This window comes from Achromobacter sp. DH1f, assembly GCF_000633435.1.
Lineage (GTDB): Bacteria > Pseudomonadota > Gammaproteobacteria > Burkholderiales > Burkholderiaceae_B > Achromobacter > Achromobacter deleyi.
Genome location: NZ_AYMF01000032.1, coordinates 1 through 23,853 on the forward strand (window position 1 = coordinate 1; position 23,853 = coordinate 23,853).

Sequence of the window (23,853 nt, forward strand, 5' to 3'; positions counted from 1 at the left end):
GCCCCGCCCTACGCCCGCCGACGGCGCCAAGCGCGACTTAAGAACCCAACACCCCCCCGCGCACCAAAAACCCACAAAAAACTACCGCCCCCCCGACACCCTGACGACCTCCCCCCACCGAGCAACCTCCTGCCTCACCACCAAATCCGTATCCGCAGGCGTACTACCCACCGCATCCGCCCCCAGCTTCAACGCCGCCTCCCGCACCGCAGGCAACGCAGCCGCTCGCTGCATCCCCGCCGACAAGCGCTCCACGATCCCCGCAGGCGTCCCCGCCGGCGCCAACAGCGCATAAGCCGTCGCCACCGAATATCCCTTCACGCCTTGTTCCATCAGCGTAGGCAGCTCGGGCAGTGCCGTCGCCCGCTTCGCCGTCGTCACCCCCAGCAGCCGGATCTTCCCGCTGGCCACCTGCGGCAGCAACGCCGGCAACGTCTCGAACACCATATCGATCTGCCCTCCCAGCAGATCCGTAATCGCCGGCCCGCTGCCCCGATAAGGCACATGCATCAGCCGCGTTCCCGTCAGCGCCTGGAACAGCTCGCCCGCCATATGCTGCGACGTCCCCGGCCCCGCCGACCCGAACGTCAACGTTCCCGGCTGGCGCTTGGCCAACGCAATCAATTCCTGCACATTGTTCGCCGCAATCTTGCTGTTCACCGCCAACGCCATCGGCATGCTCGTTGCCATCGACACCCCCACGAACGCCGTGCCGAAGTCATAGCCTGGCTTGTCCGGCAGCGCCGCGTGGATCGCATGGCTGCCCAGTGCCCCCATCAGCAGCGTATAGCCGTCGGGTGCCGACTTCGCCACGTATTCCGCCCCGATCTCGCCGCCCGCGCCCGCCTTGTTTTCCACCACCACGCTTTGCCCGAGAAAGTCGCCTAGCTGCTGCGCATAGATGCGCGCCGCCGCGTCGGTCGCGCCGCCTGGCGGAAACGGCACCACCATGCGTACGGGCTTGTTCGGCCAGGACTGTGCCAGCACTGGGGCTGCGACCGTCAGCGACAGCGTGGCCGCCGCCGCAATGCGCCAAAAACGTTTCATCCGAGTCTCCTTGGTGGGGCAGGGCCGTCACGCGTGGCGCGGATGCGCGATGAAACGCCGCGGTCCTTTTATGAATCCTGAATATTAGGATTTGATTTTCAACAAATGGTTTACCAAGAATTCCACACGGTGCTATGCTGGTCAACAATTAAGCACCTTACCTAGGGATTGCTCTAGGAAATGCCACTCGGTCGCGCCGCCACGCCAGGTAGCATGCCAGGCACCATGGTGCCGCTATATAATTTTTTTCCAATCCTAAATATTGAATTTTTATAACGAGAGGTCGACATGACTCCTAGCTCGGCATTGGCCGGCATTACCGTGCTTGAGATCTGCAACGTGGCGGCCGGGCCGTTCTGCGGCATGCTGCTGGCGGACATGGGCGCCGACGTGATCAAGCTGGAAAACCCCGAAGGCGGCGATACCTTGCGCAGCTGGCCGCCGCTTAGCCAGGGCTACAGCGAGAACTTCGCCTCGCTCAACCGCAACAAGCGGTCCGTCACCCTGAACCTGAAAGATCCCGCCGACCTGGCGCTCGCGCGCGAACTGGCCCTGAGCGTCGACGTGCTCATCGAAAACAACCGCCCCGGCGTCATGGACCGCCTGGGCCTGGGCTACGCTGCGCTGCGCGAAGCCAACCCGCGCCTGGTGTATTGCTCGATCTCGGCCTACGGCCAGTCTGGCCCGCGCGCGCAGGAAGGCGGCTTCGACCTGACCATCCAGGCCATGAGCGGCCTGATGAGCGTCACCGGCGAAGCCGGCGGCGAACCCGTCAAGTGCGGCGTGCCGGTAGCCGATTTCTCGGCCGGCCTGTATGGCGCCTTTGCCATTGCCTCTGCGCTGCGCGCCGCCCAGGCCAGCGGCCAGGGCACCCATATCGACGTGCCGATGCTGGGCGCCACGCTCGGCATCGCCGCGCTGCAGACGTCCGAGTTCTTCGGCAGCGGCCGCGATCCGGTCAAGCTGGGTTCGGCGCATCCGCGCAACGCGCCCTACCAGGCGTTTCGCTGCAAGGGCGGCTACTTCGGCATGGCGGCCGGCAACAACGCTTTGTGGAAGGGCGTCTGCGTCACCGTGGGTCGCGAAGACCTGCTGGCCGATCCGCGCTTTACCGATACCAGCGCCCGCGCCCGCAACCAGGATGCCCTGCGCGACATGCTCGAAGTTCTCTTCGCCGCCGACGATGCCCCCACCTGGCTGGCGCGTTTTCGCGCCGCGGGCGTGCCGTGCGCGCCCATCAACACCTATTCCGAAGTGCTGGCCGATCCGCAGGTCGAACACATGGGCTGGGTGCAGCCGGTCGACCTGCCCAACGGCGTGCGTACCCGTACCTTCGGCCTGCCGGTGCGCTTTGACGGTCAGACCACCGCGCTGCGGCGTGCGCCGCCTGCGCTGGGCGAACACAACGACGAAGTGCTGGGCGCGCTGCGCAAGAAAGGGGTGGCGGCATGAGCGCGGCGCTGCGTATCGAGACCCGCGGTGCAGTGCACGCGCTGACGCTGGCCCGCCCTGAAAAAATGAATGCCCTGTCGGCCGAGTTGGTCGAGGCGTTGATTGCGGCCATGGACGATGCCGCTGCGCAAGGCGCCCAGGTGATCGTGCTGCGCGGCGAAGGCCGCAACTTCAGCGCCGGCTTTGATTTCGGCGACTGGGAAAGCCAGAGCGAAGGCGACCTGCTGCTGCGCTTCGTGCGCATCGAAACCTTGCTGCAGCGCGTGGCGGCCTCGCCTTGCCTGACGGTGGGCCTGGCGCACGGGCGCAACTTCGGCGCGGGCGTGGACCTGTTCGGCGCCTGCAAATGGCGCGTCAGCGCACCCGACGCCAGCTTTCGCATGCCGGGCCTGAAATTCGGGCTGGTGCTGGGCACGCGCCGCTTTGGCGCGCTGGTCGGCGCCGAGCGCGCCCGCACGATCCTGGAGCAGGCCAGCACCTTCAGCGCCGACGAGGCGCTGCGCGATGGCTTTGCCAGCCGCCTGGCGGCGCAGGACGAATGGCCCGAGGTCGAGCGCGAGGCCGAAGACACGGCCAAGGCGCTTACCGCTGCCAGCCGCACGCAACTGTATGCCGCGCTGTCGGCCGAGCAGCCCGACACCGACCTGGCCCGGTTGGTGCGGTCCGCGGCCGAGCCGGGCCTGAAGGCGCGGGTCGCGGCCTACCTGCGGGCGCGTTAGCGAGCCAGCAAGCAGCCCCCCCGGCGCCACCATAAAAAATTCGAGGAGACAGCATGGGTTCGGGATTCAACCAGAAAGACAAGCAGCGCACGCTGGCGGAGCTGGCGACATTGGTGCCAAACGGGGCATCCATTGCCCTGGGCGGCAGCTTCCTGCACCGCGGGCCGTTCGCGTTCGTGCGTGAACTGATCCGCCAGGGACGGCGCGACCTGGAACTGGTCAAGCAGTCGCCCGGCTACGACGTGGACATCCTGTGCCGCGCCGGGGCGCTGAAGAAAGTGCGGGCGGGCATCGTGGCCATGGAAGGCAATTTCGGCCTGGCGCCGTGGTATCGCAAGGCGATCGAGCAGGGCGAGGTCGAACTCGAAGAGCACGCCTGCGCCAGCCTGACCGCGGGGCTGCGGGCGGCGGCCTTTGGCGTGCCGTTCCAGCCTTGCGGCGGCCTGCATGGCAGCGACCTGCCGCAGCTCAATGGCTGGCACTGCCTGGACGACCCCTACGGCAGCGGCCAGAAGACCTGGGTGGTGCCGGCGGTGCGGCCGGACTTCGCGGTGATCCAGGCGTCTGAGGTGGATGCGCTGGGCAACGTGCGCGTGCATGGCACCGCGCACTGGGACCGCATCATGTCGCGCGCCGCGGGCAGTGTGCTGGTGGTGGCCGAAAAGCTCGTGGACAGCGCCGTGTTCGAGGCGCAGCCCGAGGCCACGCTGGTGCCGTACTTCATGGTGCAGGCGTTTACGGTGCTGCCGCGTTCGGCGTGGCCGGGCTCTTGTTGGCCGGATTACGCCATCGATTATCCGGCAGTGGAGGCCTACATGGACAAGCAGGGCGACCTGGCGGCCCACCTGGCCGCGGCGCCTGAAGCGGGAGCGGCACATGGCTGAGCAATGGTCTGGTTTTTCGTATGTGGTGACGAACCTGGCGCGCTTCATCCGCCCCGACGAGATCACCTTCAGCGGCGTCAATTCCACGATGCCGATGCTGGCCTGCCTGCTGGCCAAGCGCGCCTACGACTGGGACTTCGTCTACATCAACGTCGCGGGCGGCGTGAACCCGCGGCCGTCGCACATTCCGCTGTCGAGCTCCGATCCGGTGCTGGCGGAACATACCGCGTCGATCTTCGCCAATGAAGATTTCTACGACCTGTGCACGCGTGGCCGCATGGACCTGACGTTTCTGGGCGCGGCGCAGATCGACGGCGCCGGCTGCGCCAACAATTCATCCATTGGCGACTGGCATGCACCCAAGGTGCGTCTGCCCGGCGGGGGCGGCGGCGCGGTGATGCTGCCGACCGCGCGGCGGGCCTGCACCTGGCGCACCGAGCATTCGCGCCGCGCCTTTGTGGAGAAGCTGGACTTCATGACGTCGTGGGGGGGATTTCACGGCGTGGTGACGCCGATCGCGGTGTTCGTCAAACGCGACGGCCGGCTGGCGTTGCAGTCGTGGCATCCCGAATCCAGCCTGTCGGAAGTGCGGGAGCGCACCGGGTTCGTGTTCGACGCGACCGGCGCCGAGCCCACGCCGCCGCCGACCGAGGCCGAGGCCCGCGCGCTGCGCGAGCTGGATGCCGACGGCCAATTCGAACGCGATGCGGCGGTGGCGCTGCGCTGAAGCGGGGCGCCCGCCGCCCGTCGTCGCGGCTGGCGGCGGCGCCAGGCCTTACTGAAAGGAACGTTGATGCTGAGCGATACCGACACCACCGTGACGGCAGCCGGCGCGCGCCTGTGGGCGCAGCCTGACTGGGCGACGCGCCCCGCCATCCTGGCGGCCGACGATGTGCTGACCTACGGCGAACTGCACCGGCGGGTCGGCGTGGCTGCCGCGGCCTTGCAGGCCGCAGGCGTGCAGCCTGGGGACTATGTCGCGGTGGCGATGGAACGGTCGCCCGCCCAACTGGTGGCGATACTCGGCGTGATGGGGGCAGGGGCTTGTCCCTGCCCGCTGGAGCCCCGCCTGGCGCACGCCGAAACCGCGCGCCGCGTGGTGGCGGTGGGGCTGGCGTGGATGCTGTTCGATGACGGCCATGCCGCGACCGCGCAGGCCTGCGGCCTGGCGCCAGCGCGGTGCTTGCCGGCGCGGGAACTGGCGCGTGGCGATTCCGCCTGGCCGCGCCTGCCGCGCGGTGCGCGCGACCCGGGCCTGTTGCTGTTCACTTCGGGCAGCACCGGCCATCCCAAGGGCGTGCTGCTCAGCCACGGCGGCGTGATGAACAACGCGCGCGGCGTGCTGGCGCATACGGGGCTGACGCCAGCCGACCGCTTGCTGCATGTGATGCCGCTGCACCATACCAACGCGCTGAACAACCAGGTGTTCGCGCCCTTGCTGGCCGGGGCCTGCGTGGTCCTGGCCGGGCGCTTTCGGGCCGAGGACATGCCGGCCTTGCTGCGCACATGGCGGCCCACGGTCATCACGGGCGTGCCCACCATGTATGCCCGCATGCTGGACCTGGCGTTCGAACCGGACAGCCTGGCCGGATTGCGTTTCGCGCGTTGCGGCTCGGCGCCGATTACCGAGGCGTTGCATCGGCGCATCGAGGCGTTCCTGGGGTGCCCGCTGATCGTGTCGTACGGCTTGTCGGAAGCCACCTGCACGTCCACCATGAACCCGCCGGATGCGCGCCGCGTGGGGACGGTGGGCACCGTGCTGGCGGGCCAGCGCGTGACGCTGCGCCTGCCGGATGGGCGCGAAGCGCCGGCCGGGGGCGAAGGGGAGATCTGCATCGAAGGCGACAGCCTGATGCTGGGCTACCTGGGCGTGGAAGCCGGGCCGGCCGGGTTGGCGCCCGCGCGGCTGGCAACGGGCGACCTGGGCCGGTTCGATGCCGAGGGCTACCTCACCATCACCGGCCGCATCAAGGACGTGATCATCCGGGGCGGCGAGAATATTTCGCCCGCCCTGATCGAAGGCGTGGTGACGGCGATGCCCGGCGTGGCCGCCTGCTGCGTGGTCGGCGCGCCGGACGAGGACCTGGGCGAGGTGCCGGTGGCCTTCGTGCAGCGGGCGGTGGCCGTGGACGCCCCGCAAGACGCCGCCGTGCGCGCCGAGGTGCTGGCGCGGTTGGGCCGCATCTACGTGCCCAAGGACGTGTGGTGGGTGGACCGGCTGCCCGAGAATGCGGTGGGCAAGGTGGATCGCAAGGCGCTGGCCCGGCAGGTGGCGGGGCAGGTCGGGGGCGCCTGAACGGCGGGCCTTGTCAGCGCGACGAGGAATCGGCGCGCAGTCGCGCCAGTTCGGCGGAAAGCTCGGCTACCAGGGCTTCGGCGCGGGCCAGCGGGTCGGGCGTTGCGCCAGGCGTCGGCGGGGCGGTTGACCCCGCATGGGCGACCCGCGCATGGGCGGCCCCTGCATGGACAGACCCACTTCGGGCCGACCATTCCTGCAACCGTGGCTGTACGCTTTCGTGGGCCACGCTCACGTCCACGTCGAACACCAGCTTTTCGGCCCGATGCCAGGTGGTGAACCATTCCAGCGGCTGGCCGTGCTGGTCCATGCCCTGGCCTTCCAGCATCAGCAGCGGCGTGCCGGACTGGGTGTCCAGCAGCTTGGCCAAGGTCGCGTCGGCGGCGACGGCGCGGATCTGGTTGCGGCCCGCGCCGGGGCGCAGGCCGAAGCGCTGGGTCAGCACACCATGCAGCGAAGCATCGGCCAGGTCTTGTCCGCGCAGGCCGGGCACGGCGGCGGCGGGCAGCCAGGTGCGCACATAGGCCAGCGGCGCCTCGGCCACGTGGCGCAGCCGTTCCAGCAGCAGCAGGTCGGCCGTGCCGAAGAAATCGGCCACGGCCTGGGGCGGTTCACCTGCGCCGAACGCCAGCACGCGGGTCTTGAGCGCCACGCCGGACTGGGCGAATTGCTCGTACAGGCCGGTGGACCGCTGCACCAGCCGGCGATGTTCCTGCGGCGCCGCTACCACGGCGGGGCGGCCCGCTTCGCGCTGGATCAGGCCTTCGGCCGCCAGCGCCGACAAGGCTTGCCGCACCACGCTGCGCGCCACGCCAAAGCGCTCGCACAACGCGGCCTCGCTGGGCAGCAGGGCGCCGGCATCGAGCTTGCGGGTGCGGATGTCGCCACGCAGCAGCGCGGCCATCTGGGCATGCAGCGGCACGTCGCCCGAGCGGTCGAGCGTGGGCAAATCGTCAGCGGTGGCGGGCGCCATGGAATCAACCTCCTGTTTGAGCCCGCGCAGTTTCCCATACATGCGTCCAGCCCGGGGCCAGATGCGCGGCGCGCTCGGCGGCCAGGATCAGACTGTCTTCGCGGGCAATGCCCTGGCCCGCGATGTCGAACGCGGTGCCGTGGTCCACGGACACGCGTACCACCGGCAGGCCGACGGTGATGTTAACGCCATCGTCGCCATACACGGCCTTGAAGGGCGCATGGCCCTGGTCGTGGTAACAGGCGATCACGAACTGCCATTTGCCGCGCACGGCCTGCGGGAACAGGGCGTCGGCCGGAATCGGGCCGGCGGCCAGGATGCCGGCGGCGTTGGCTTCGGCCACGGCGGGCGCCAGGATGTCGGCGTCTTCGCTGCCGAAGATGCCGTTTTCACCGGCGTGCGGGTTCAGGCCGGAGACGGCCACGGGCTGGTCGCCGCGCCCCAGGGCCTTGGCGAACGAACCGGCCAGGCGCAGCACCGCGCGCATGCGGGCCGGCGTCAGGTCGTCGATGGCCTGGCGCAGCGATACGTGTGTGGTGGCGTGGAAGATGTAGAGGTCGCCGGCCGACAGCACCAGCGAGAAGGTCTTGACGCCGAATTCATGGGCCAGCAGCTCGGTGTGGCCTGGCCACTTGTGGCCGGCGGCGTGCATGGCCGCCTTGTTCAGCGGCGCGGTGACGATGCCGTCGACCTCGCCGGCCCGCGCCAGCGCGCAGGCGGTGGTGACAAAGCGCACCGAACCGTCTCCGGCCGCGGCGCTGATCTCGCCCAGCTTCACGTCGGCCAGCGACGGGCCGGCTTGCAGCACGTCGATCGTGCCCGGCGTGTTGGTGGCGTCCGCGGGGCGTTCCACGCGGCGCACGATGGCGGGGTCACCGCCCAGGCGGCGCACGGCGTTGGCCATGACGTCCACGTCGCCGACCACCACCAGGCGTGCCTTCTGGCGCAGTGCGTCGTGGCCCATCAGCATCTTGGCCGTGATCTCGGGCCCGATGCCCGCCACGTCGCCCAGAGTCACAGCCAGCAGCGGCGGATTGCGGGGAGGGGTTTGTGTCATCGCGAAAATCTCCTGTCGCGGATCGCGCGGACGGCGCGAACCAGTACGTCTTCGGTGCCAAAGCCGCCGGCCTTGGTCACCACGGGCAGGCCTGCGGCCGTGCCCCCGGTCAGCGTGCCCAGGGGCACGCCGCCCATCACTTCATCCACCAGGGCGATGCCGCTGGCACCCAGCGCCAGCAACACCTGGCGGGCGCCGTCGCCGCCGGTGGCCACCACGCCCGCGGCGCGCGAGGCGCCGATGGCCTGCGCGGCCAGCGAGCCCAGGCGCTCGGCCACGGTTTCGGAATCGAGCCCGTCGCGCTGGCCTTCAGGGGCCAGCAGCAACAGGGTGCCGGCTTCGCGCGCGCCGTCCTTGGCGTGGGCGTCCAGCAGCGGTTGGCTCCAGGCCTGCCAGGCGGCGTCGTCGGCAAGCGCCCCCAGGCCAGGCGCCCAGGTGTGGGCGCCGGCCGCCTGCAGCGCGGCGGCCTGGGCGCGCGCGGCGCTGTGTTGCGAGGTCACCACCACGACCACCGCGGCGCTCTGGTCGGCGCCGGCCCAGACGCGGGCCAGCGGCACGGCCAGGCCGCCCGCGCCCACGGGCAGCGCGCGGTCGCCCAGCAGGGCGATGGCGCGGGCCAGTCGTTCCAGGTCGGCGTCGTCGCGCGCATCCACCACCACGGTATGGCCGGCCTGTTCGATGCGGGCGGCCAACGATTCGGGCGTTTCATCGCCTTGCGCCGCGAGGTGGGCGCAACCCAGCAGCGTCGGCACGTGGCTTTCGGTGACGGGGGTGACCGGGTCGGTGGCGGCAGACGTTTCGGTGACCGGCTTGCCGTTGACCTTGAGCACGCCGTCTTCCAGCGTGCGGCCGGTGGCGGGAAACGCCGGGCAGATCACCGCGATGGCATCGCCGCGCCAGGCGCCGCGGGCCGCGTCGATCTCGGCCTTGAAGGCGCCGCGCAGCGTGGAATCCACTTTCTTGTACAGCCGCGTCACGCCCGCGGCACGCAGCCGTTCGACGTTATGGCGGATCACGTTGCCGGCCTCGGCCGCCGGCAGCGCGCGGCTGTGCGTGGTGACGGCCAGCACTTCGACGTCGTCCGAGGCCGGCCCGGCCAGGGCCGCGTCGGCGCCGTCGATCGACAGATGCGTGTTCCAGCCGGCGCGCACGAACTGCACGGCGGTATCGCCCGAACCGGTCAGGTCGTCGGCGACGATGGCGATCGTGGGTTTCACAACGCCTCTCCGCGCGCTTCGCGCAGGCTGGGGGCCGGCACGTCGTCGTCGACGTTCGCGGGTTTGAGTTCACCGGCGCGCTTCAGGAAGTACGAGGCGAGGATCGGCGCCAGGATCGAACTGATCAGCACGCAGGCGGCGACCTGCGCGGTGGCGGTCGACACGTATTGCTGGAAGTTGGGGTCGGCCGCGGCCACCACGGCGGGCGTGGCGATGGCGTTGCCGGCGGTGGTGCCGGCCGCAAAGCCCAGGCCGCTCTTGCCGCCGCGGCGCAGGATCAGGCGATAGCCCAGGTAGACCAGGCCGCCGGTGATGGGGCTGATGAGCAGGCCCAGGATCAGGCCGCTGATGCCGCCGCTGACCACGGCGCCCAGGTTGATGCCGGTGCCCAGCGCAAAGGCGAAGAACGGAATGACGATGTTGGGCACGGGCTTGAGCACGTCGCGCCACTTGGGGTCCAGGTTGCCGACCACCACGCCCAGCAGGAAGGGCACCAGCGCGGCGACCAGGGCGATCATCGGAATGTCGGCCAGGCCAGACGCGCCCAGGAACAGCAGGCTGAAGAAGGGGCCGTCGTTGATGGCGCTGGCGACATAGGCGCCGCGATCACGCGCGTCGCCATACTGGCCGGTGTAGGCCAGCCACAGGCCGCCGTTGCTGTTGTCGAACGCGGCCAGCATCGCCAGGATGGAGATGCCCAGCACGCCGTCCAGGCCCACGTAGCTGCCCAGGATGATGATGAGGGTGGCGGGCACCAGCGTCTTCATCAGCAGGATGGTGCCGGCGGTGGCCAGGATCGGGCCGCCGGTGCGGGTGTTGACCTGGGTGCCGGTGGCGAAGATCAACAGGGCGATCAGGGGCAGGGCGCTGTTCTTGAACAGCGCGGTCGTGAAGCCGCCGATGGCCAGCGCGTCGGGCGCGAAGGTGCCGATCAGCGATCCCAGGATCAGCGGCACCAGCATCAGGCCGCCAGGGATTTTCTGCATCGTGCCAAAGAAAGGCGAGCGGGTGGATTCGGTCGTCACAATCGGAGTCTCCAGGAGGGATATTCTGGGGCGCAGACGTTCGTACGCGCGTCTGTCGGGGTTGAAAACCGACAGTGTACACCTGTACGTACATGTTGTACGTACAGGTTATCCCCAGGGGTTCGGCCCCCGGCCGGGCAGACTCAATCCAGCCCCACGAAGCCGCCCGTCTGGTGGCTCCAGAGCCGTGCGTACAGCCCGCCCTGGGCGACCAGGCCGGCGTGGGTGCCGGATTCGACGATCTTGCCGTGGTCCAGCACCACGAGGCGATCCATGCGGGCGATGGTGGACAGGCGGTGCGCGATCGCGATGACGGTCTTGCCCTGCATCAGCGTTTCCAGGCTTTCCTGGATGGCGGCTTCGACCTCGGAATCCAGCGCCGAGGTGGCCTCGTCCAGGATCAGGATGGGCGCGTCCTTGAGCAGCACGCGGGCAATGGCGATGCGCTGGCGCTGGCCGCCCGACAGCTTCACGCCGCGTTCGCCGACATGCGCATCCAGGCCGCGGCGGCCATCGCCGTCGACCAGGGCGCCGATGAATTCGTCGGCGCGGGCGCGGCGGATGGCGTCCAGCAGCTGGGCTTCGGTGGCGCCGGGCCGGCCGTACAGCAGGTTGTCGCGGATGGACCGGTGCAGCAGCGAGGTGTCCTGCGTGACCACGCCGATCTGCGAGCGCAGGCTGGCCTGGGTGACGTGGGCGATGTCCTGGCCGTCGATGAGAATGCGGCCGCCTTCCAGGTCATACAGGCGCAGCAGCACGTTGACCAGGGTGGACTTGCCGGCGCCGGACGGGCCGATCAGGCCGATCTTCTCGCCTGCGCGCACCGTCAGGTCCAGGTGCGAAATGATCTCGCGGCCGCTGCCGTAGTGGAACGACATGTCGTCAAAGCGCACCTCTCCCCGGGTGATGCGCAGCGGCTGCGCATCGGGCGCGTCCAGCACCTGGCGCGGCTGCGAGATGGTCGCCAGGCCGTCCTGCACCATGCCGACGTTTTCCGAAATGCCGTTGACCTCCCACATGATCCAGGCCGACATGTTGTTGATGCGGATCACCAGGCCCAGGGCCAGCGTGATGGCGCCCAGGCTGATGCTGCCGATGCTCCAGAGCCATAGCGCCAGGCCGGCGGTGCTGACGATCAGCACGCCGTTGAGCGTGTTGATGGACACGTCCATTGCCGTGATGACGCGGGTCGACAGGCGCTGTTTTTCCGTCTGCTCGGTCATGGCCTGGCGGGCGTAGTCCTCTTCCTGGCGGGTATGGGCGAACAGCTTGAGCGTGGAGATATTGGTGTAGCCGTCGACGATGCGGCCCATCAGCTTGGAACGGGCTTCCGAGGCGATCACGGCGCGCGCCTGCATGCGCGGCACGAAGTAGGCCAGCATGCAGCAGTAGATGGCGATCCACAGCACCAGCGGGATGACCAGGCGCCAGTCGGCCTCGGCGAACAGGTACAGCGCGCTGGCCGCGTACAGGATCACGTGCCACAGGGCGTCCACCGACTGCACGGCGGAATCGCGCAGCGAATAGCCGGTTTGCAGCACCCGGTTGGCGACCCGGCCGGCGAAGTCGTTGTGAAAGAACGCCAAACCCTGGTTCAGCACGTAGCGGTGGTTCTGCCAGCGCACCAGCGTGGTCAGGCTGGGCGAGATGGTCTGGTGCGACAGCAGGTCGTGCAGGCCGATGGACAGGGGCCGCAGCACGATCACCACGAACGCCATCCACGCCAGCGTGTAGGCGTGTTCGCGGAAGAAATCGGCCGGCGCCGTGTGCTGCGCCATGTCCACCAGATCGGCCAGGAAACTGAACAGCGCCACTTCCACCAGGGCACCGGCCAGGCCGACCAGCAGCAGCACGGCAAAAATGGGCCAGACCTGAAGCAGGTAATAGGCATAGAACCGCAGGACCCGCCCCGGCGGCGTGACGTCGGGGGCGTCGCGGAACGGGTCGATCAGGTTCTCGAAGTAGCGGAAAACGGGATTCGGTTTGTCGCCGGGCATGGCAGGTCCGTAAGAGGAGGCCGGCCAAGCGTATCAGGGAAACCCCTTAAAAATAAAGGCGTCCCGCGCCGTCAGGTGTATTGCGCGCGCCGTGTTCCGCCTTCGCGCCGGCTGGCCTTCTCGGCCACGATGTTGTCTTGCGCCATGCGTCGGCCGCGTTGCTCGATGCGGGCCAGCAGGTCGCGCAGTTGCGCCACTTCGGCGGCGTCCAGGTCTTGCACCAGGAGGTCGTTCAGGTGCAGCACTTCGGGCAGCAGGGCGCGGTAGCGGTTCAGGCCATGTTCGGTGGCCTCGATGCGCACCACCCGGCGGTCGGCGCTGTCGGGCAGGCGCCGCAGCCAGCCTTTTTCGCACAGCGCGCCCAGCGTGCGCGAGGTGCGCGCCAGATCCAGCTTGGCGGCCGCCGCCAGCTCGGCCGACGTCATGATGCCGCCTTCCACCGCACAGGCCAACAGGCGCCATTCGCGCCGGGTGATGCCGAAGCGGCCCTCGCACAGGCGCACGAAAACAGGGTTGGATTGCGACCAGGCCTGATAGAGCCGGTACATCAGCATCTCGGCCAGCGGGTGTTCGATGGGTTCTCGAGGGGTCATATCGTTATGCCAGGTACTGGATTAGATCAAGCAATCTTCGCGGCGCTACAGTCGTCTCGCCTGTCTACGGGCCGGTTGACACTACAAGAACCATAACCGACAGCGCAGCCGCTGTCGCCAAGGAGATTACCGTGCGTAAATGGATATCCGGCGCCGCGTTCGCGGCGTTTGCGGCGGTTGCCGCCGCCCCGGCCTGTGCCCAGTCCGCGCCGCTGGACGGCGCCCTGACCATCGTGGTGGGCTACCCGCCTGGCGGCAGTTCCGACCGCATCGCGCGGCTGGTGGCCGACCGCCTGAAAGACCGCCTGGGCGTGACGGTGGTGGTGGAAAACAAGACCGGCGCCGGCGGGCGCATCGCGGCCCAGGGGCTGCATGCCCTGGCCGCCCGCCAGAACGTGCTGATGCTGGCCAATCCCGCGGTGATGGTGGTGGCGCCGCTGGTCTACGCCGAACCCGGCTACGACGCGCGCCGTGATTTCAAGCCGGTGTCGCTGGTCAGCCGCTACAAGTTCGCGCTGGCGGTGCCGGCCAGCTCGTCCATCCGCGACGTGGCGGGACTGCGCCAGTGGCTGCAGGAACATCCGCGCCAGTTCACGGTAGGCGTGCCGGCTACCGGCAGCCTGCCGCATTTCTTTGCACTGATGCTGGGCCGCGAGATCGGGCAGGAGCCCGAGGTGGTCGGCTACCGGGGCTCCGCGCCGCTGATTTCCGAGTTGATCGGCGGCATCCTGCCGCAGGCGGTCGACACGCTGGACACGCTGCTGCCGCAGCATCGCGCCGGCAAGATCCGCATCCTGGCGACCTCGGGCGACGCGCGCGACGCCGACCTGGCCGACGTGCCGACCTTTCGCGAAGCGGGGGTGAACCTGGCGGCCGACGGCTGGAATGCGTTCTTCGCGTCATCGTCGATGGCGCCGGCCAAGGCCGAGCGCCTGGGCGCGGATATCGCCGCGCTGATGCGCGAACCGGCCATGCAGCAGGCGGTGCGCGAGTCGTACCTGGAACCCGTGTCGGCCGATGTGGCCGCCACCACGGGCGAACTTGACGCCTATCGCAAGCAATGGGAGCCGGTGGTGCGGGCCTCCGGCTTCACGGCCACCCAATAGGAGCAGACCCCGATGAGCACGGTGCAGAATGTGTTGTTCATCATGGCCGACCAGCTGCGGGCCGACCACCTGAGCTGCTATGGCCATCCCTACCTGAAAACCCCCAGCCTGGATGCCCTGGCGGCGCGCGGCGCGCGCTTTGACCGGGCATTCGTCAACTCGGGCGTGTGCGGGCCGTCGCGCATGAGCTACTACACGGGCCGCTACCCGTCGCGTCACGGCGCGACCTGGAACCGGGTGCCGCTGTCCATCAACGAGATCACGCTGGGCGAGTACCTGGACGGCCAGGGGCGTGACCTGGTGCTGGCGGGCAAGACCCACGTCATCCCCGACCGGGCCGGCATGGAACGCCTGTCCATCGACGGCGGCTCGGAACTGGGCGCGCTGCTGTCGCGCGGCGGCTTCATCGAAGCGGACCGCTACGACGGCCATCACGAACCCGGCAAGGAAAGCGGCTACCCCGCCTTCCTGCGCAGCCAGGGCTACGACAGCCCCGACCCCTGGACCGACTACGTCATCGCCGGGGTCGACGCGCATGGCCGTATGGCCAGCGGCTGGAACATGCGCAACGTGCACCTGCCGGCGCGCGTGGCCGAGCCGCATTCCGAAACCGCCTACATGACCGACCAGGCGCTGGACTTCATGAAGCGCCGCGGCGATCAACCCTGGGTGCTGCACCTGAGCTATGTGAAGCCGCACTGGCCCTACATGGCGCCAGCGCCTTACCACGCGCGCTACACGGCGGACCAATGCCTGCCGGTGCGCCGCAACCGCGAGGAACTGGCCAACGCGCATCCCGTGGTGGCGGCCTACCGGCAGCACGAGGAAAGCGTCAGCTTCTCGACCGACGAATGCGTGCGGGTGGTGCGGCCCGCCTACCAGGGGCTGATCCGCCAGTTGGACGATCACCTGGGCCGGCTGTTCGACTACATGGAAGGCGCCGGGCTGATGCAGAACACGCTGATCGTGTTCACGGCCGACCACGGCGATTTCCTGGGCGACCACTGGCTGGGCGAAAAGGAACTGTTCTACGACACCGTGCAGCGGGTGCCGTTCATCGTGATGGACCCGTCGGCCGCGGCCGATGCCACCCGCGGCCAGGCGCTGGCCGACATGGTGGAAAGCGTGGATCTGGTGCCGACGGTGCTGCGCGCGCTGGACGTGGAGCGGCCCTGGCACCGCCTGGAAGGGCGCGATTTGCAGTCGGTGCTGCACGGCCGCGCGGCCGACGAGCCCTGGCGCGACTGCGTGTTCTCGGAGCTGGATTACAGCTTTCGCCAGGCGCGGCTGCTGCGCGGCAAGACGCCGCAGAACGCGCGTGCCTGGTCCGTGCGCACCGACCGCTGGCGCTACGTGCATTGGCTGGACGAGCCCGAACAACTGTACGACCTGCACGCGGACCCCGATGAGTTCCAGGACCTGGGCACCAGCAGCGCCCATGCCGCGGTGCGTGCAGAATTGCGCCAGCGCCTGCTGGACTGGATGCTGCGCGGCAAGCGCCGCACCACGATGGCCGACGACGCGGTCGAACGCGGCACCAACGCGCACAAGCGCGCCGGGGTGTTCTTCGGGCAGTGGTAAAAGGGCTGTCGCCAGGCTGCAGCCTGGCGACAGCACCCACGCCGGCGGCTAGGCGCCGGCCGTGTCCTTTTGCGGCTGGGCGGCCGGCTTGAGCTCGCGCCGCAGGATCTTGCCCACGTTGGTGCGCGGCAGGTCGTCGCGGAACTCGACGTAGCGAGGCACCTTGTAGCCGGTGAGCTGGCTGCGGCAATGCGCGATCAGCGTCTCGGCATCCAGGTTGGGGTCCTTGCGGATCACGTACAGCTTGACGGCCTCGCCCGAGCGTTCGTCGGGCACGCCGATGGCCGCCACTTCGCGCACGCCGGGGTGCAGCGCGGCCACGTCCTCGACCTCGTTGGGATAGACGTTGAAGCCCGACACCAGGATCATGTCTTTCTTGCGGTCGATCAAGTAGACGTAGCCGGTTTCGTCGACATAGCCGATGTCACCGGTGCGCAGGAAGCCGTCGGGGTACATCACCAGCGCGGTCTCGTCGGGCCGGTTCCAGTAGCCCTGCGTGACCTGCGGGCCGCGCACGCAGATCTCGCCCGCTTCGCCCACCGCCAGTTCCTGGCCGTCGTCGTTGCGGATGGACAGATCGGTGGACGGCACCGGCAGGCCGATGGACCCCGTGAAAACCTGCACGTCCAGCGGGTTGATGGTCACGGCCGGCGAGGTTTCGGTCAGGCCATAGGCCTGCGCCAGCGACTTGCCGGTGACGGCCAGCCAGCGGTCCGCCACGGCACGCTGCACGGCCATGCCGCCGCCCATCGTCAGCCGCAGCCGCGAAAAATCCAGCTTGGCGAATTCAGGGTTGTTCAGCAGCGCGTTGAACAGCGTGTTCACGCCCGTGAAGGCGCTGAACGGCACCTTGGCCATTTCCTTGACCAGCCCGGGAATGTCGCGCGGATTGATGATGAGCAGGTTGCTGGCGCCGATCTTCATGAAGGTCAGGCAGTTCGCCGTCAACGCGAAGATATGGTAGAGCGGCAGTGCGGTGACGATGCATTCCTGTCCTTCCTTGACCAGCGGGCGTACCCACGTATAGGCCTGGGTGACGTTGGCCGCCAGGTTGCCGTGCGTGAGCATGGCCGCCTTGGCCACGCCGGTGGTGCCGCCGGTGTATTGCAGGCAGGCCAGGTCGTCCTGCGTCAAGGCCACTTCGCTGAACGGCGCATCGTGGCCGGCGCGCAGCGCGTCGCCCAGCCGCAGCGCATCGGGAATCGACCAGGCGGGCACCATGCGTTTCACGCGGCGCACCACGAAGTCGACCAGCCGGCCCTTGACGGGGCCCAGCAGCTCGCCGATGGAGGTGACCAATACGCGTTCGATCGCGGTGTTGGGCAAGGCCTTTTGCAGCGTGGCGGCGAAGTTGTCGGCCACCACGATGGCGCGCGCGCCCGAGTCGGCCAGTTGATGTTCCAGTTCATGCGCCGTGTACAGCGGGTTGCAGTTGACCACGATGCAGCCGGCGCGCAGCGCGCCGAACAGGCAGACCGGATACTGCAGCAGGTTGGGCATCATCAACGCCACGCGGTCACCCTTGCGCAGCCCGTTGGCATGCAGCCAGGCGGCGAAGTCGCGGGTCAGTCGGTCCAGTTCGGCGTAGGACAGCGACTTGCCCATGCTGAGGTACGCGGTCTTGTCGGCGAACCGCCGGCAGCTGTCACGGGCGATCGACACCAGCGTGGCCGCCGGGTCCAGGTCGATCTCCGCGGGCACGCCCGGGGGGTAGCTCTTTTGCCAGATTCGTTCCATCTTTACGGAGTTCCCAGTAGGGCTTTCTTCAGGGAAGACTGTGCCGGGTTGTCGCCCAGCCAGACCCGCAGCAGCGCGCGGGCGAAGGCGGGGTCGTCGATGCGGCCGCGCTGCTTGCCATTGTCGGTGACCGTGACGCCGCGCGCATCGAAATCCAGGTCGATGACGTCGCCTTCACGGGCCGAGCCGATCTCGGCCATCAGCGCCGACAGGCGGTCGGCGTGCACCTGCAGGGCGGCGCGTTCCGCTTTGTGGGTATTGTCGTTCAATCCATCCTGCAATGCGGCGTCCAGGCTCTTGCTGTCGACATCGCGCAAGAGTTGCAGCCGCATGCGGCGCGGTTCATTGCTGTTGATCAAGGTCGCGGCGTCCTGGCTCTTGGCGCTGGCGTACAGCGCCGCCACGTAGACCTTGACCACGAACTTGGTACGTAGACCCGCGCCGTTCAGCACCAGCGTGTGGCCGCCTTCGGACAATTGTTCCGGCACGCGCACGCCGGCCACTTCCATGTCGGCGGCCAGCGCCGGGGCGCCTGCCAGGCAGGCGGCCAGAATAAGGCTCAGGGCGGTGGCTCGCCCTCCAGGGATGCAACGCATGTGTCTCCTCCAGTCGTTTTCTGCTTGTAGTACTTCTTGTCGGCGATGTAGATCGTGCGTTCCACGACGGCGTAGACGACGCCGTCCTTGTCCTTCAATTCCACGGTGTACGTCCGGGTGGTCTCGTGGTCCTGCGCAAGAATCCTGCGTATGTCCGCGATTTCTCCCGGCGGCAGCCGGAAGTCCACGTACAGCGTGGTGTAGGCGGGCTTGCGGTAGCGGATGGACGCCGCCTTGTCCCACACGATGTGGTCCGCGCCCAGCGCGGCCATCAGCATGGTGGGATGGGCGCCGTCGGTCACCGCGAACAGCGAGCCGCCGTACATGGAGCCCACGATGTTGCGCGTGCGCCGCAGCAGCGGCAGCTTGATGCGGATGTGCTGGAAATCCGGCGACACGTGCAACACCCGGCCGCCGGTGGCGCGAAACGCCGGATGCAGGTTGAATCCCACCCGCATCAGGCGTGCGCGCCAGGCCGGCGATAGCCGTTTGAACCAATAGGGCTTCACCGGCTTACAGGGCCTCGAACAGGCCGGCCGCGCCCATGCCGGTGCCGATGCACATCGTCACCAACCCGTACTTGCCGCCGGTGCGGCGCAGGCCGTGGGTCAACGTGGCGGTGCGGATCGCGCCGGTAGCGCCCAGCGGATGGCCCAGCGCGATGGCGCCGCCCAGCGGGTTGACCTTGGACGGATCGAGCTTGAGTTCGCGGATCACCGCCAGCGACTGCGCGGCGAAGGCTTCGTTCAGTTCGATCCAGTCCAGGTCTTCCTGGCGGATGCCGGCGCGGGTCAGCACCTTGGGGATGGCGGCCATGGGGCCGATGCCCATCACTTCGGGCGGCACGCCGGCCACGGCGAAGCCGACAAAGCGCGCCAGCGGGCTGAGGTTGAACTCGCGCAGCACGCGCTCGGATACCAGCACCACGGCGGCGGCGCCGTCGGACATCTGCGAGCTGTTGCCGGCCGTGACGCTGCCGCGCGCGGCAAACACCGGCTTCAGGCGCGCCAGCGCCTCGGCGGTGCTGTCCGGGCGCGGGCCTTCGTCCACTTCGACCAGGCGGCGGGTTTCGCGCACGTTGCCATCGGACCCGCCCGGCAGGCGGGTCACGACTTCGAACGGCGTAGTCTCGGCGCGGAAGTGGCCGGCCGCGATGGCGGCGCTGGCCTTCTGCTGCGAGGCCAGGGCGAAGGCGTCCTGGTCTTCGCGCGACACCTTCCATTGCTCGGCGACCTTTTCGCCGGTCAGGCCCATGCCGAAGGCCATGCCGATGTTCTCGGGGTGCGAGAAGATGGCCGGGTTCAGCGAGACCTTGTTGCCCATGATCTGCGGCATGGCGCTCATGGACTCGGTGCCCGAACCGATCATGATGTCGGCTTCGCCCGTGCGGATGCGGGCGGCGGCATCGGCCACCGCTTGCAGGCCGGACGCGCAGAAGCGGTTGACGGTCACGCCGGCCACGCTTTGCGGCAGGCCCGCCAGCAGCAGCCCGATGCGCGCCACGTTCATGCCTTGTTCGGCTTCCGGCATGGCGCAGCCGGTGATGACGTCGTCGATCTTGGCCGCGTCCAGCCACGGCGTCTGGGCCAGCACGCCTTGCAGGGCGGCGGCCAGCAGGTCGTCGGGCCGGGTGGTGGCGTAGGCGCCATTGCGCTTGCCCACCGGCAGGCGCGTCGCGGCGACGATGTAGGCCTCTTGAATCTGCTTGCTCATGTCAATTCCTCAATTTCGCAGGGGCTTGCCGGTGTCCAGCGTGTGGCGGATGCGGGCTTGCGTTTCGGGGGTACGCAAGAGCGCCACGAATTCCTTGCGCTCGACCGCCAGCAGCCACTCTTCGTCCACCTTCGCGCCGGTCTCGACTTCGCCGCCGCACAGGGCCACGGCGGCGCTGCGCGCCACGCGGTAGTCGTGCGCGCTGATCATGCCGCCTTCGCGCATGTTGACCAGCACCATCTCGAAGTTGGCGATGCCGTTGCGGCCGGCCACGGGAATGTCCTTCAGGCGCGGCGGCGGCACGTAGCCGGCGGTGGCCGCGGCGCGGGCCTGGCCGATGGCCACGAACAGCAGTTCGCCGGGGTGGAACAGCACGATGTCGTGTTCGCGGGCAAAGCCGGCGTCGACGGCCTCGCGCGCGCTCTTGGCGACCTGTGCCATGGCGATGGTCTGGAACACCGGCTGCAGGTAGGGGAAGACTTCGCCAGGCGTGGCCGTCCTGGCGGCCAGGGCGGCTGCGCGGCCGGCGAATTCCTTGCTGCCGCCGCCGGCCGGGATCAGGCCCACGCCGGCCTCGACCAGGCCGATGTAGCTTTCCAGCGCCAGCACGCGGTGCGAGGCATGCATCAGGAATTCGCAGCCGCCGCCCAGCGCCATGCCCTGCACGGCCGCCACGGTGGGGATCTGCGCGTACTTGAACGATTGCGAGGTGCGCTGGAATTTCTCGACGGTGGCTTCCAGCATGTCCCATTGGCCCGCCGCGCAGGCTTCGGACACCTGTTGCAGGTTGGCGCCCACGGCGAAGGGGGCGTCATGCCAGATCACCAGGCCGTCGAAATCGCGTTCGGCCCGCGCGACCGATTGCAGGATGCCTTCGAGCACCTCGGCGCCCAGTGTGTGGTTCTTGGACGTGACCGACAGGATGGCGATGCCGGCATCCACCTCGGGCAGGTTCCACAGGCGCACGCCTTCGTTTTCCCAGACGGTGACGCCGCGGTCATCGGCGCCTTCGCCGAACACGCGTTCGGGGAACAGCTGGCGTTGGTACACCGGCAGCGTCGAGCGCGGATGCAGCGTACCGCTGCGCGCGGAATACGAGCCTTCAGGCGTGTGCACGCCCTTGCGGTCGGGTTCCAGGGCCCAGGCCGGCAGCGGTGCGTCGCTCATGGCCTGGCCGGCCTTGATGTCTTCGGCCACGGCGCGGGCAATGTCCTGCCAGCCGGCGGCCTGCCAGGTTTCGAACGGGCCCTGGGCCCAGCCGAAGCCCCAGCGCATCGCCAGGTCCACGTCGCGCGCGTTGTCGGCCACCTGGCCCAGCTGCACGGCGCTGTAGTGGAAGATGTCGCGGAACAGGCTCCAGAGGAACTGGGCCTGCGGGTGGCTGCTGGCGCGCAGCGCGGCAAAGCGCTTGGCCGGATCGCGTTCCTTGAGCAGGGCGGCCACGTCGTCGGCCAGCTTGCCGGCGCTGGGCCGGTAGTCTTGCGCTTTCAGGTCCAGCACCAGGATGTCGCGGCCCGCCTTGCGGTAGACGCCGGCGCCGCTCTTCTGGCCCAGCGCACCCTTGGCAATCAGCGCCGACAGCCACGCGGGCGGGGTGAAATAGCGGTGCCACGGGTCGTCGGGCAGGCCCTTGGCCATGGTGCCGATCACGTGGGCCAGGGTGTCCAGGCCGACCACGTCGGCGGTGCGGTAGGTGGCGCTCTTGGGGCGGCCGATCTTGGGGCCGGTCAGGGCGTCGACCTCGTCAAAGCCCAGGCCCAGGCGCTGCGTGTGGTGGATGGCGGCCAGGATCGAGAACACGCCGATCCGGTTGGCCACGAAATTGGGCGTGTCCAGCGCGCGGATGACGCCCTTGCCCAGCGTGGACGTGAGCCAGGTTTCCAGCTCGTCCAGCACGGCGGGCTGGGTGTGCGAGGTGGCGATGATTTCCACCAGCCGCATGTAGCGGGGCGGATTGAAGAAATGGATGCCGCAGAAGCGTTCGCGCAACGTGGCGGGCAAGGCGTTGGCCAGCGCGTCGATCGACAGGCCGGACGTGTTGGACGCGACGATGGCACCGGGGGCGACATGGGGCGCGATGCGCTCGTACAGCGCGGTCTTCCAGTCCATGCGCTCGGCGATCGCTTCGATGATCAGGTCGCAGCTGCGCAGGCGCTCGATGTGGTCGTCGTAGTTGGCCGGGGTGATGAGGGCCAGGCGGGCGGCGCCGGCCAGGGGCGCGGGCTCGAGTTTCTTCAGGCCGGCCAGCGCTTTCTTGACGATGCCGTTGCGGTCGCCTTCGGGCGCAGCCAGGTCGAACAGCGTGACGGGCACGCCGGCATTGGCCAGGTGGGCGGCGATCTGCGCGCCCATGACGCCGGCACCCAGCACGGCGACGTGTTTGACGACGAACTTGCTCAAGGAAGTCTCCTGAAAATGCAGGCGGCAGGCGGGACCGGCCCGCCCGCCGCCCTAGGCAAGGCTAGAAGCGGGACGACAGTTGCAGGCCGAAGATATGGCCGCTGCTGTCATAGGTGCCCGCGACGCGGCCCTTGGTCAGCTGGTTGCCGGACGTGGTGTCGATGTCCGTCTTGCGCAGGTACAGATAGGTGTAGCCCAGGTCGATCGTCGTGCTCTTGGTGGCGGCCCACTGCACGCCCGTCGAGAACCAGTAGCGGTCGTTGTCGGGCAGGGACGTCGGGCGGTCCTCGGCCTTGTGGACCGGCGACTGGTCGTAGGCCAGGCCGAACTTCCACTTCCAGTCGGGCGCGAACTTGTACGACGTACCCACGGCGATGCGCCAGGTGTCGCGGAAGTTCAGCGGCAGGTCGTCATCGCGCGCGCCGGTGCCCGAGTTGCGGATCTTCAGGTCGGGAATGCTGCTCCAGCCCGTCCACGAGATGTCGCCCAGCAGTTCCCACTTCTCGTTGAGCTGGTGGGTGGCGCTGAGGATCAGGGTGTCGGGCAGGTCGACCGAGGCCTTGGCGTCGAACGAGACCGACTGGCCGGTGGGGCCGATGTTGTCGATGTCGGTGTCGCCCTTGGCGGTGTGCTTGATCTTGGAGCGGTACGACAGGCCGATGCGGGTGTCTTCGGTGGGTTGCAGCATGAAGCCCACGTTCCAGCCCCACGCGTCGCCCTTCAGGTTCAGGTCGGCGTCACCGTTGGTGAAGACCGTGCGGCCGCCAGGCAGGGCCACGGGCACGACGGTCTTCTTCTTGTAGGTGGCGTCGATGTGCTGCCAGTTCACGCCGAAGCCCATCGAGAACTTGTCGTTGACCTTGTAGGCGATCGACGGGTTGATGTTGATCGTCTTGATCTCGAACTTGTTCGAGTGGTACTGGCCGTCCCAGCCCTTGTCGTATTCGGTCATCAGGCCGAAGGGGGCGCCGACGCCCAGGCCGACGAACCACTTTTCGCTCAGTTGCCACGAGCCGTACAGGTTGGGCACGACGCCCAGGTTGCCGGCATCGCCGCCGTCGCCGCCGGTGGGGCGGGTGCCGCCCAGCGCCGTGGGATTGCGGCTGTTGCCGTTGTCCGAGAACTTGAACGAGGGCTTGATCAGGTTGACGCCGCCCGAGACGTTGATGCCGGGCAGGTAGGTCATGCCTGCCGGGTTGTAGTAGATGATGCTGGCGTTTTCCGGATTTGCCGCCGAGCCCGCGTAGGCGTTGCCCAGGCCGCTGGCATTCTGCTCAAGGAGCTGAAAGCCGGCGCCGTGGGCGGCGCTGGTCGCGCCCAGGCCGACCACAATGGCCGACAGGGTGCTCAGGGACAATGAACGTCTGCTCATGGTACTGCCTCCTCGTGTTGGATGAGTGTGTCTCTATGGCACTGCCGGTCTCGTGTCCCGGTCTATTCGGCTCAGGGGTAAAAGGCCC

20 protein-coding genes are annotated in these 23,853 nt (G+C 68.6%); 7 read left to right on the forward strand and 13 right to left on the reverse strand.

Going from position 1 to position 23,853, the window contains the following annotated elements; genetic code table 11:
• Positions 1–81: 81 nt before the first annotated feature.
• Positions 82–1,047, reverse strand: a complete 966-nt coding sequence (locus U858_RS0125985) for a tripartite tricarboxylate transporter substrate binding protein (protein WP_025140047.1) — start codon at positions 1,045–1,047, stop codon at positions 82–84.
• 288 nt (positions 1,048–1,335) lie between these two features.
• Between U858_RS0125985 and U858_RS0125990 the strand changes: the two genes are divergently transcribed.
• The 5 genes from U858_RS0125990 to U858_RS0126010 all read left to right on the forward strand — a co-directional run bounded on the left by U858_RS0125990 (position 1,336) and on the right by U858_RS0126010 (position 6,398).
• Positions 1,336–2,499 (forward strand): CaiB/BaiF CoA-transferase family protein, encoded by a 1,164-nt coding sequence (locus U858_RS0125990; protein ID WP_025140048.1) that lies wholly within the window; start codon positions 1,336–1,338, stop codon positions 2,497–2,499.
• Positions 2,496–3,218, forward strand: a complete 723-nt coding sequence (locus tag U858_RS0125995) for an enoyl-CoA hydratase/isomerase family protein (protein WP_025140049.1) — start codon at positions 2,496–2,498, stop codon at positions 3,216–3,218. Before U858_RS0125990 ends, U858_RS0125995 begins: the two co-directional genes overlap by 4 nt.
• Positions 3,219–3,271: 53 nt before the next feature.
• Entirely contained in the window at positions 3,272–4,102 is an 831-nt protein-coding gene (locus U858_RS0126000; RefSeq protein ID WP_025140050.1) for a CoA transferase subunit A, read from the forward strand.
• A complete protein-coding gene (locus tag U858_RS0126005; protein ID WP_025140051.1) occupies positions 4,095–4,829 on the forward strand; it encodes a CoA-transferase subunit beta in 735 nt (244 codons plus the stop codon). Before U858_RS0126000 ends, U858_RS0126005 begins: the two co-directional genes overlap by 8 nt.
• A gap of 66 nt (positions 4,830–4,895) precedes the next feature.
• Positions 4,896–6,398 carry a class I adenylate-forming enzyme family protein gene (locus tag U858_RS0126010; protein ID WP_369797728.1) on the forward strand — a complete coding sequence of 501 codons (1,503 nt, stop codon included), beginning with the start codon at positions 4,896–4,898 and terminating at the stop codon, positions 6,396–6,398.
• A 13-nt stretch (positions 6,399–6,411) separates the two neighbouring features.
• On the opposite strand, the gene U858_RS0126015 is transcribed toward U858_RS0126010, so the two are convergent.
• The 6 genes from U858_RS0126015 to U858_RS0126040 all read right to left on the reverse strand — a co-directional run bounded on the left by U858_RS0126015 (position 6,412) and on the right by U858_RS0126040 (position 13,260).
• Positions 6,412–7,371: a GntR family transcriptional regulator gene (locus U858_RS0126015; RefSeq protein ID WP_025140053.1), complete on the reverse strand. Its 960-nt coding sequence runs from the start codon at positions 7,369–7,371 to the stop codon at positions 6,412–6,414.
• Between the two features lie 4 nt (positions 7,372–7,375).
• Positions 7,376–8,428 (reverse strand): 4-hydroxythreonine-4-phosphate dehydrogenase PdxA, encoded by a 1,053-nt coding sequence (gene pdxA, locus U858_RS0126020; protein ID WP_025140054.1) that lies wholly within the window; start codon positions 8,426–8,428, stop codon positions 7,376–7,378.
• The gene (gene dtnK / locus U858_RS0126025) at positions 8,425–9,645 is read right to left on the reverse strand and encodes a D-threonate kinase (RefSeq protein ID WP_025140055.1); all 1,221 of its coding nucleotides are present in this window, start codon (positions 9,643–9,645) and stop codon (positions 8,425–8,427) included. The genes pdxA and dtnK overlap by 4 nt, the downstream gene beginning before the upstream one ends.
• Positions 9,642–10,670, reverse strand: a complete 1,029-nt coding sequence (locus U858_RS0126030) for a 2-keto-3-deoxygluconate permease (RefSeq protein ID WP_025140056.1) — start codon at positions 10,668–10,670, stop codon at positions 9,642–9,644. Before U858_RS0126030 ends, dtnK begins: the two co-directional genes overlap by 4 nt.
• A 143-nt stretch (positions 10,671–10,813) precedes the next feature.
• Positions 10,814–12,667, reverse strand: coding sequence for an ABC transporter ATP-binding protein (locus U858_RS0126035; RefSeq protein ID WP_025140057.1), 1,854 nt, complete (start codon positions 12,665–12,667; stop codon positions 10,814–10,816).
• Positions 12,668–12,738: 71 nt separating this feature from the next.
• Positions 12,739–13,260 (reverse strand): MarR family winged helix-turn-helix transcriptional regulator, encoded by a 522-nt coding sequence (locus U858_RS0126040; RefSeq protein WP_025140058.1) that lies wholly within the window; start codon positions 13,258–13,260, stop codon positions 12,739–12,741.
• Between the two features lie 143 nt (positions 13,261–13,403).
• Here U858_RS0126040 and U858_RS0126045 point away from each other — a divergent pair, with 143 nt between their 5' ends.
• Together U858_RS0126045 and U858_RS0126050 are read left to right on the forward strand one after the other, a co-directional pair.
• Complete coding sequence (locus U858_RS0126045; RefSeq protein WP_025140059.1) at positions 13,404–14,366, forward strand: Bug family tripartite tricarboxylate transporter substrate binding protein; 963 nt, start codon at positions 13,404–13,406, stop codon at positions 14,364–14,366.
• Positions 14,367–14,378: 12 nt separating this feature from the next.
• On the forward strand, positions 14,379–15,947 hold the full coding sequence (locus tag U858_RS0126050) for a sulfatase-like hydrolase/transferase (protein ID WP_025140060.1): 1,569 nt from the start codon (positions 14,379–14,381) through the stop codon (positions 15,945–15,947).
• Between the two features lie 48 nt (positions 15,948–15,995).
• Here U858_RS0126050 and U858_RS0126055 read toward each other — a convergent pair whose 3' ends face one another.
• The 6 genes from U858_RS0126055 to U858_RS0126080 all read right to left on the reverse strand — a co-directional run bounded on the left by U858_RS0126055 (position 15,996) and on the right by U858_RS0126080 (position 23,765).
• Positions 15,996–17,684, reverse strand: a complete 1,689-nt coding sequence (locus tag U858_RS0126055) for an AMP-binding protein (protein ID WP_025140061.1) — start codon at positions 17,682–17,684, stop codon at positions 15,996–15,998.
• Positions 17,685–17,686: 2 nt separating this feature from the next.
• A complete protein-coding gene (locus U858_RS0126060) occupies positions 17,687–18,280 on the reverse strand; it encodes a chalcone isomerase family protein (protein WP_025140062.1) in 594 nt (197 codons plus the stop codon).
• Positions 18,244–18,789: a DUF4442 domain-containing protein gene (locus tag U858_RS0126065; protein ID WP_025140063.1), complete on the reverse strand. Its 546-nt coding sequence runs from the start codon at positions 18,787–18,789 to the stop codon at positions 18,244–18,246. Before U858_RS0126065 ends, U858_RS0126060 begins: the two co-directional genes overlap by 37 nt.
• Before the next feature lie 4 nt (positions 18,790–18,793).
• The gene (locus U858_RS0126070) at positions 18,794–19,993 is read right to left on the reverse strand and encodes an acetyl-CoA C-acyltransferase (protein ID WP_025140064.1); all 1,200 of its coding nucleotides are present in this window, start codon (positions 19,991–19,993) and stop codon (positions 18,794–18,796) included.
• Positions 19,994–20,002: 9 nt separating this feature from the next.
• Positions 20,003–22,393, reverse strand: a complete 2,391-nt coding sequence (locus tag U858_RS0126075; RefSeq protein WP_025140065.1) for a 3-hydroxyacyl-CoA dehydrogenase/enoyl-CoA hydratase family protein — start codon at positions 22,391–22,393, stop codon at positions 20,003–20,005.
• Positions 22,394–22,454: 61 nt separating this feature from the next.
• Positions 22,455–23,765 (reverse strand): OmpP1/FadL family transporter, encoded by a 1,311-nt coding sequence (locus U858_RS0126080; RefSeq protein ID WP_025140066.1) that lies wholly within the window; start codon positions 23,763–23,765, stop codon positions 22,455–22,457.
• Between the last annotated feature and the right edge of the window lie 88 nt (positions 23,766–23,853).

Coding starts and splice junctions, on each gene's coding strand:
- U858_RS0126015 (WP_025140053.1), bottom strand. CDS start 7,371: ATGGCGCCCGCCACCGCTGACGATTTGCCCACGCTCGACCGCTCGGGC.
- U858_RS0126005 (WP_025140051.1), top strand. CDS start 4,095: ATGGCTGAGCAATGGTCTGGTTTTTCGTATGTGGTGACGAACCTGGCG.
- U858_RS0125995 (WP_025140049.1), top strand. CDS start 2,496: ATGAGCGCGGCGCTGCGTATCGAGACCCGCGGTGCAGTGCACGCGCTG.
- U858_RS0126010 (WP_369797728.1), top strand. CDS start 4,896: ATGCTGAGCGATACCGACACCACCGTGACGGCAGCCGGCGCGCGCCTG.
- U858_RS0126000 (WP_025140050.1), top strand. CDS start 3,272: ATGGGTTCGGGATTCAACCAGAAAGACAAGCAGCGCACGCTGGCGGAG.
- U858_RS0126035 (WP_025140057.1), bottom strand. CDS start 12,667: ATGCCCGGCGACAAACCGAATCCCGTTTTCCGCTACTTCGAGAACCTG.
- U858_RS0126040 (WP_025140058.1), bottom strand. CDS start 13,260: ATGACCCCTCGAGAACCCATCGAACACCCGCTGGCCGAGATGCTGATG.
- U858_RS0125985 (WP_025140047.1), bottom strand. CDS start 1,047: ATGAAACGTTTTTGGCGCATTGCGGCGGCGGCCACGCTGTCGCTGACG.
- U858_RS0126055 (WP_025140061.1), bottom strand. CDS start 17,684: ATGGAACGAATCTGGCAAAAGAGCTACCCCCCGGGCGTGCCCGCGGAG.
- U858_RS0126070 (WP_025140064.1), bottom strand. CDS start 19,993: ATGAGCAAGCAGATTCAAGAGGCCTACATCGTCGCCGCGACGCGCCTG.
- U858_RS0125990 (WP_025140048.1), top strand. CDS start 1,336: ATGACTCCTAGCTCGGCATTGGCCGGCATTACCGTGCTTGAGATCTGC.
- pdxA (WP_025140054.1), bottom strand. CDS start 8,428: ATGACACAAACCCCTCCCCGCAATCCGCCGCTGCTGGCTGTGACTCTG.
- U858_RS0126050 (WP_025140060.1), top strand. CDS start 14,379: ATGAGCACGGTGCAGAATGTGTTGTTCATCATGGCCGACCAGCTGCGG.
- U858_RS0126060 (WP_025140062.1), bottom strand. CDS start 18,280: ATGCGTTGCATCCCTGGAGGGCGAGCCACCGCCCTGAGCCTTATTCTG.
- U858_RS0126080 (WP_025140066.1), bottom strand. CDS start 23,765: ATGAGCAGACGTTCATTGTCCCTGAGCACCCTGTCGGCCATTGTGGTC.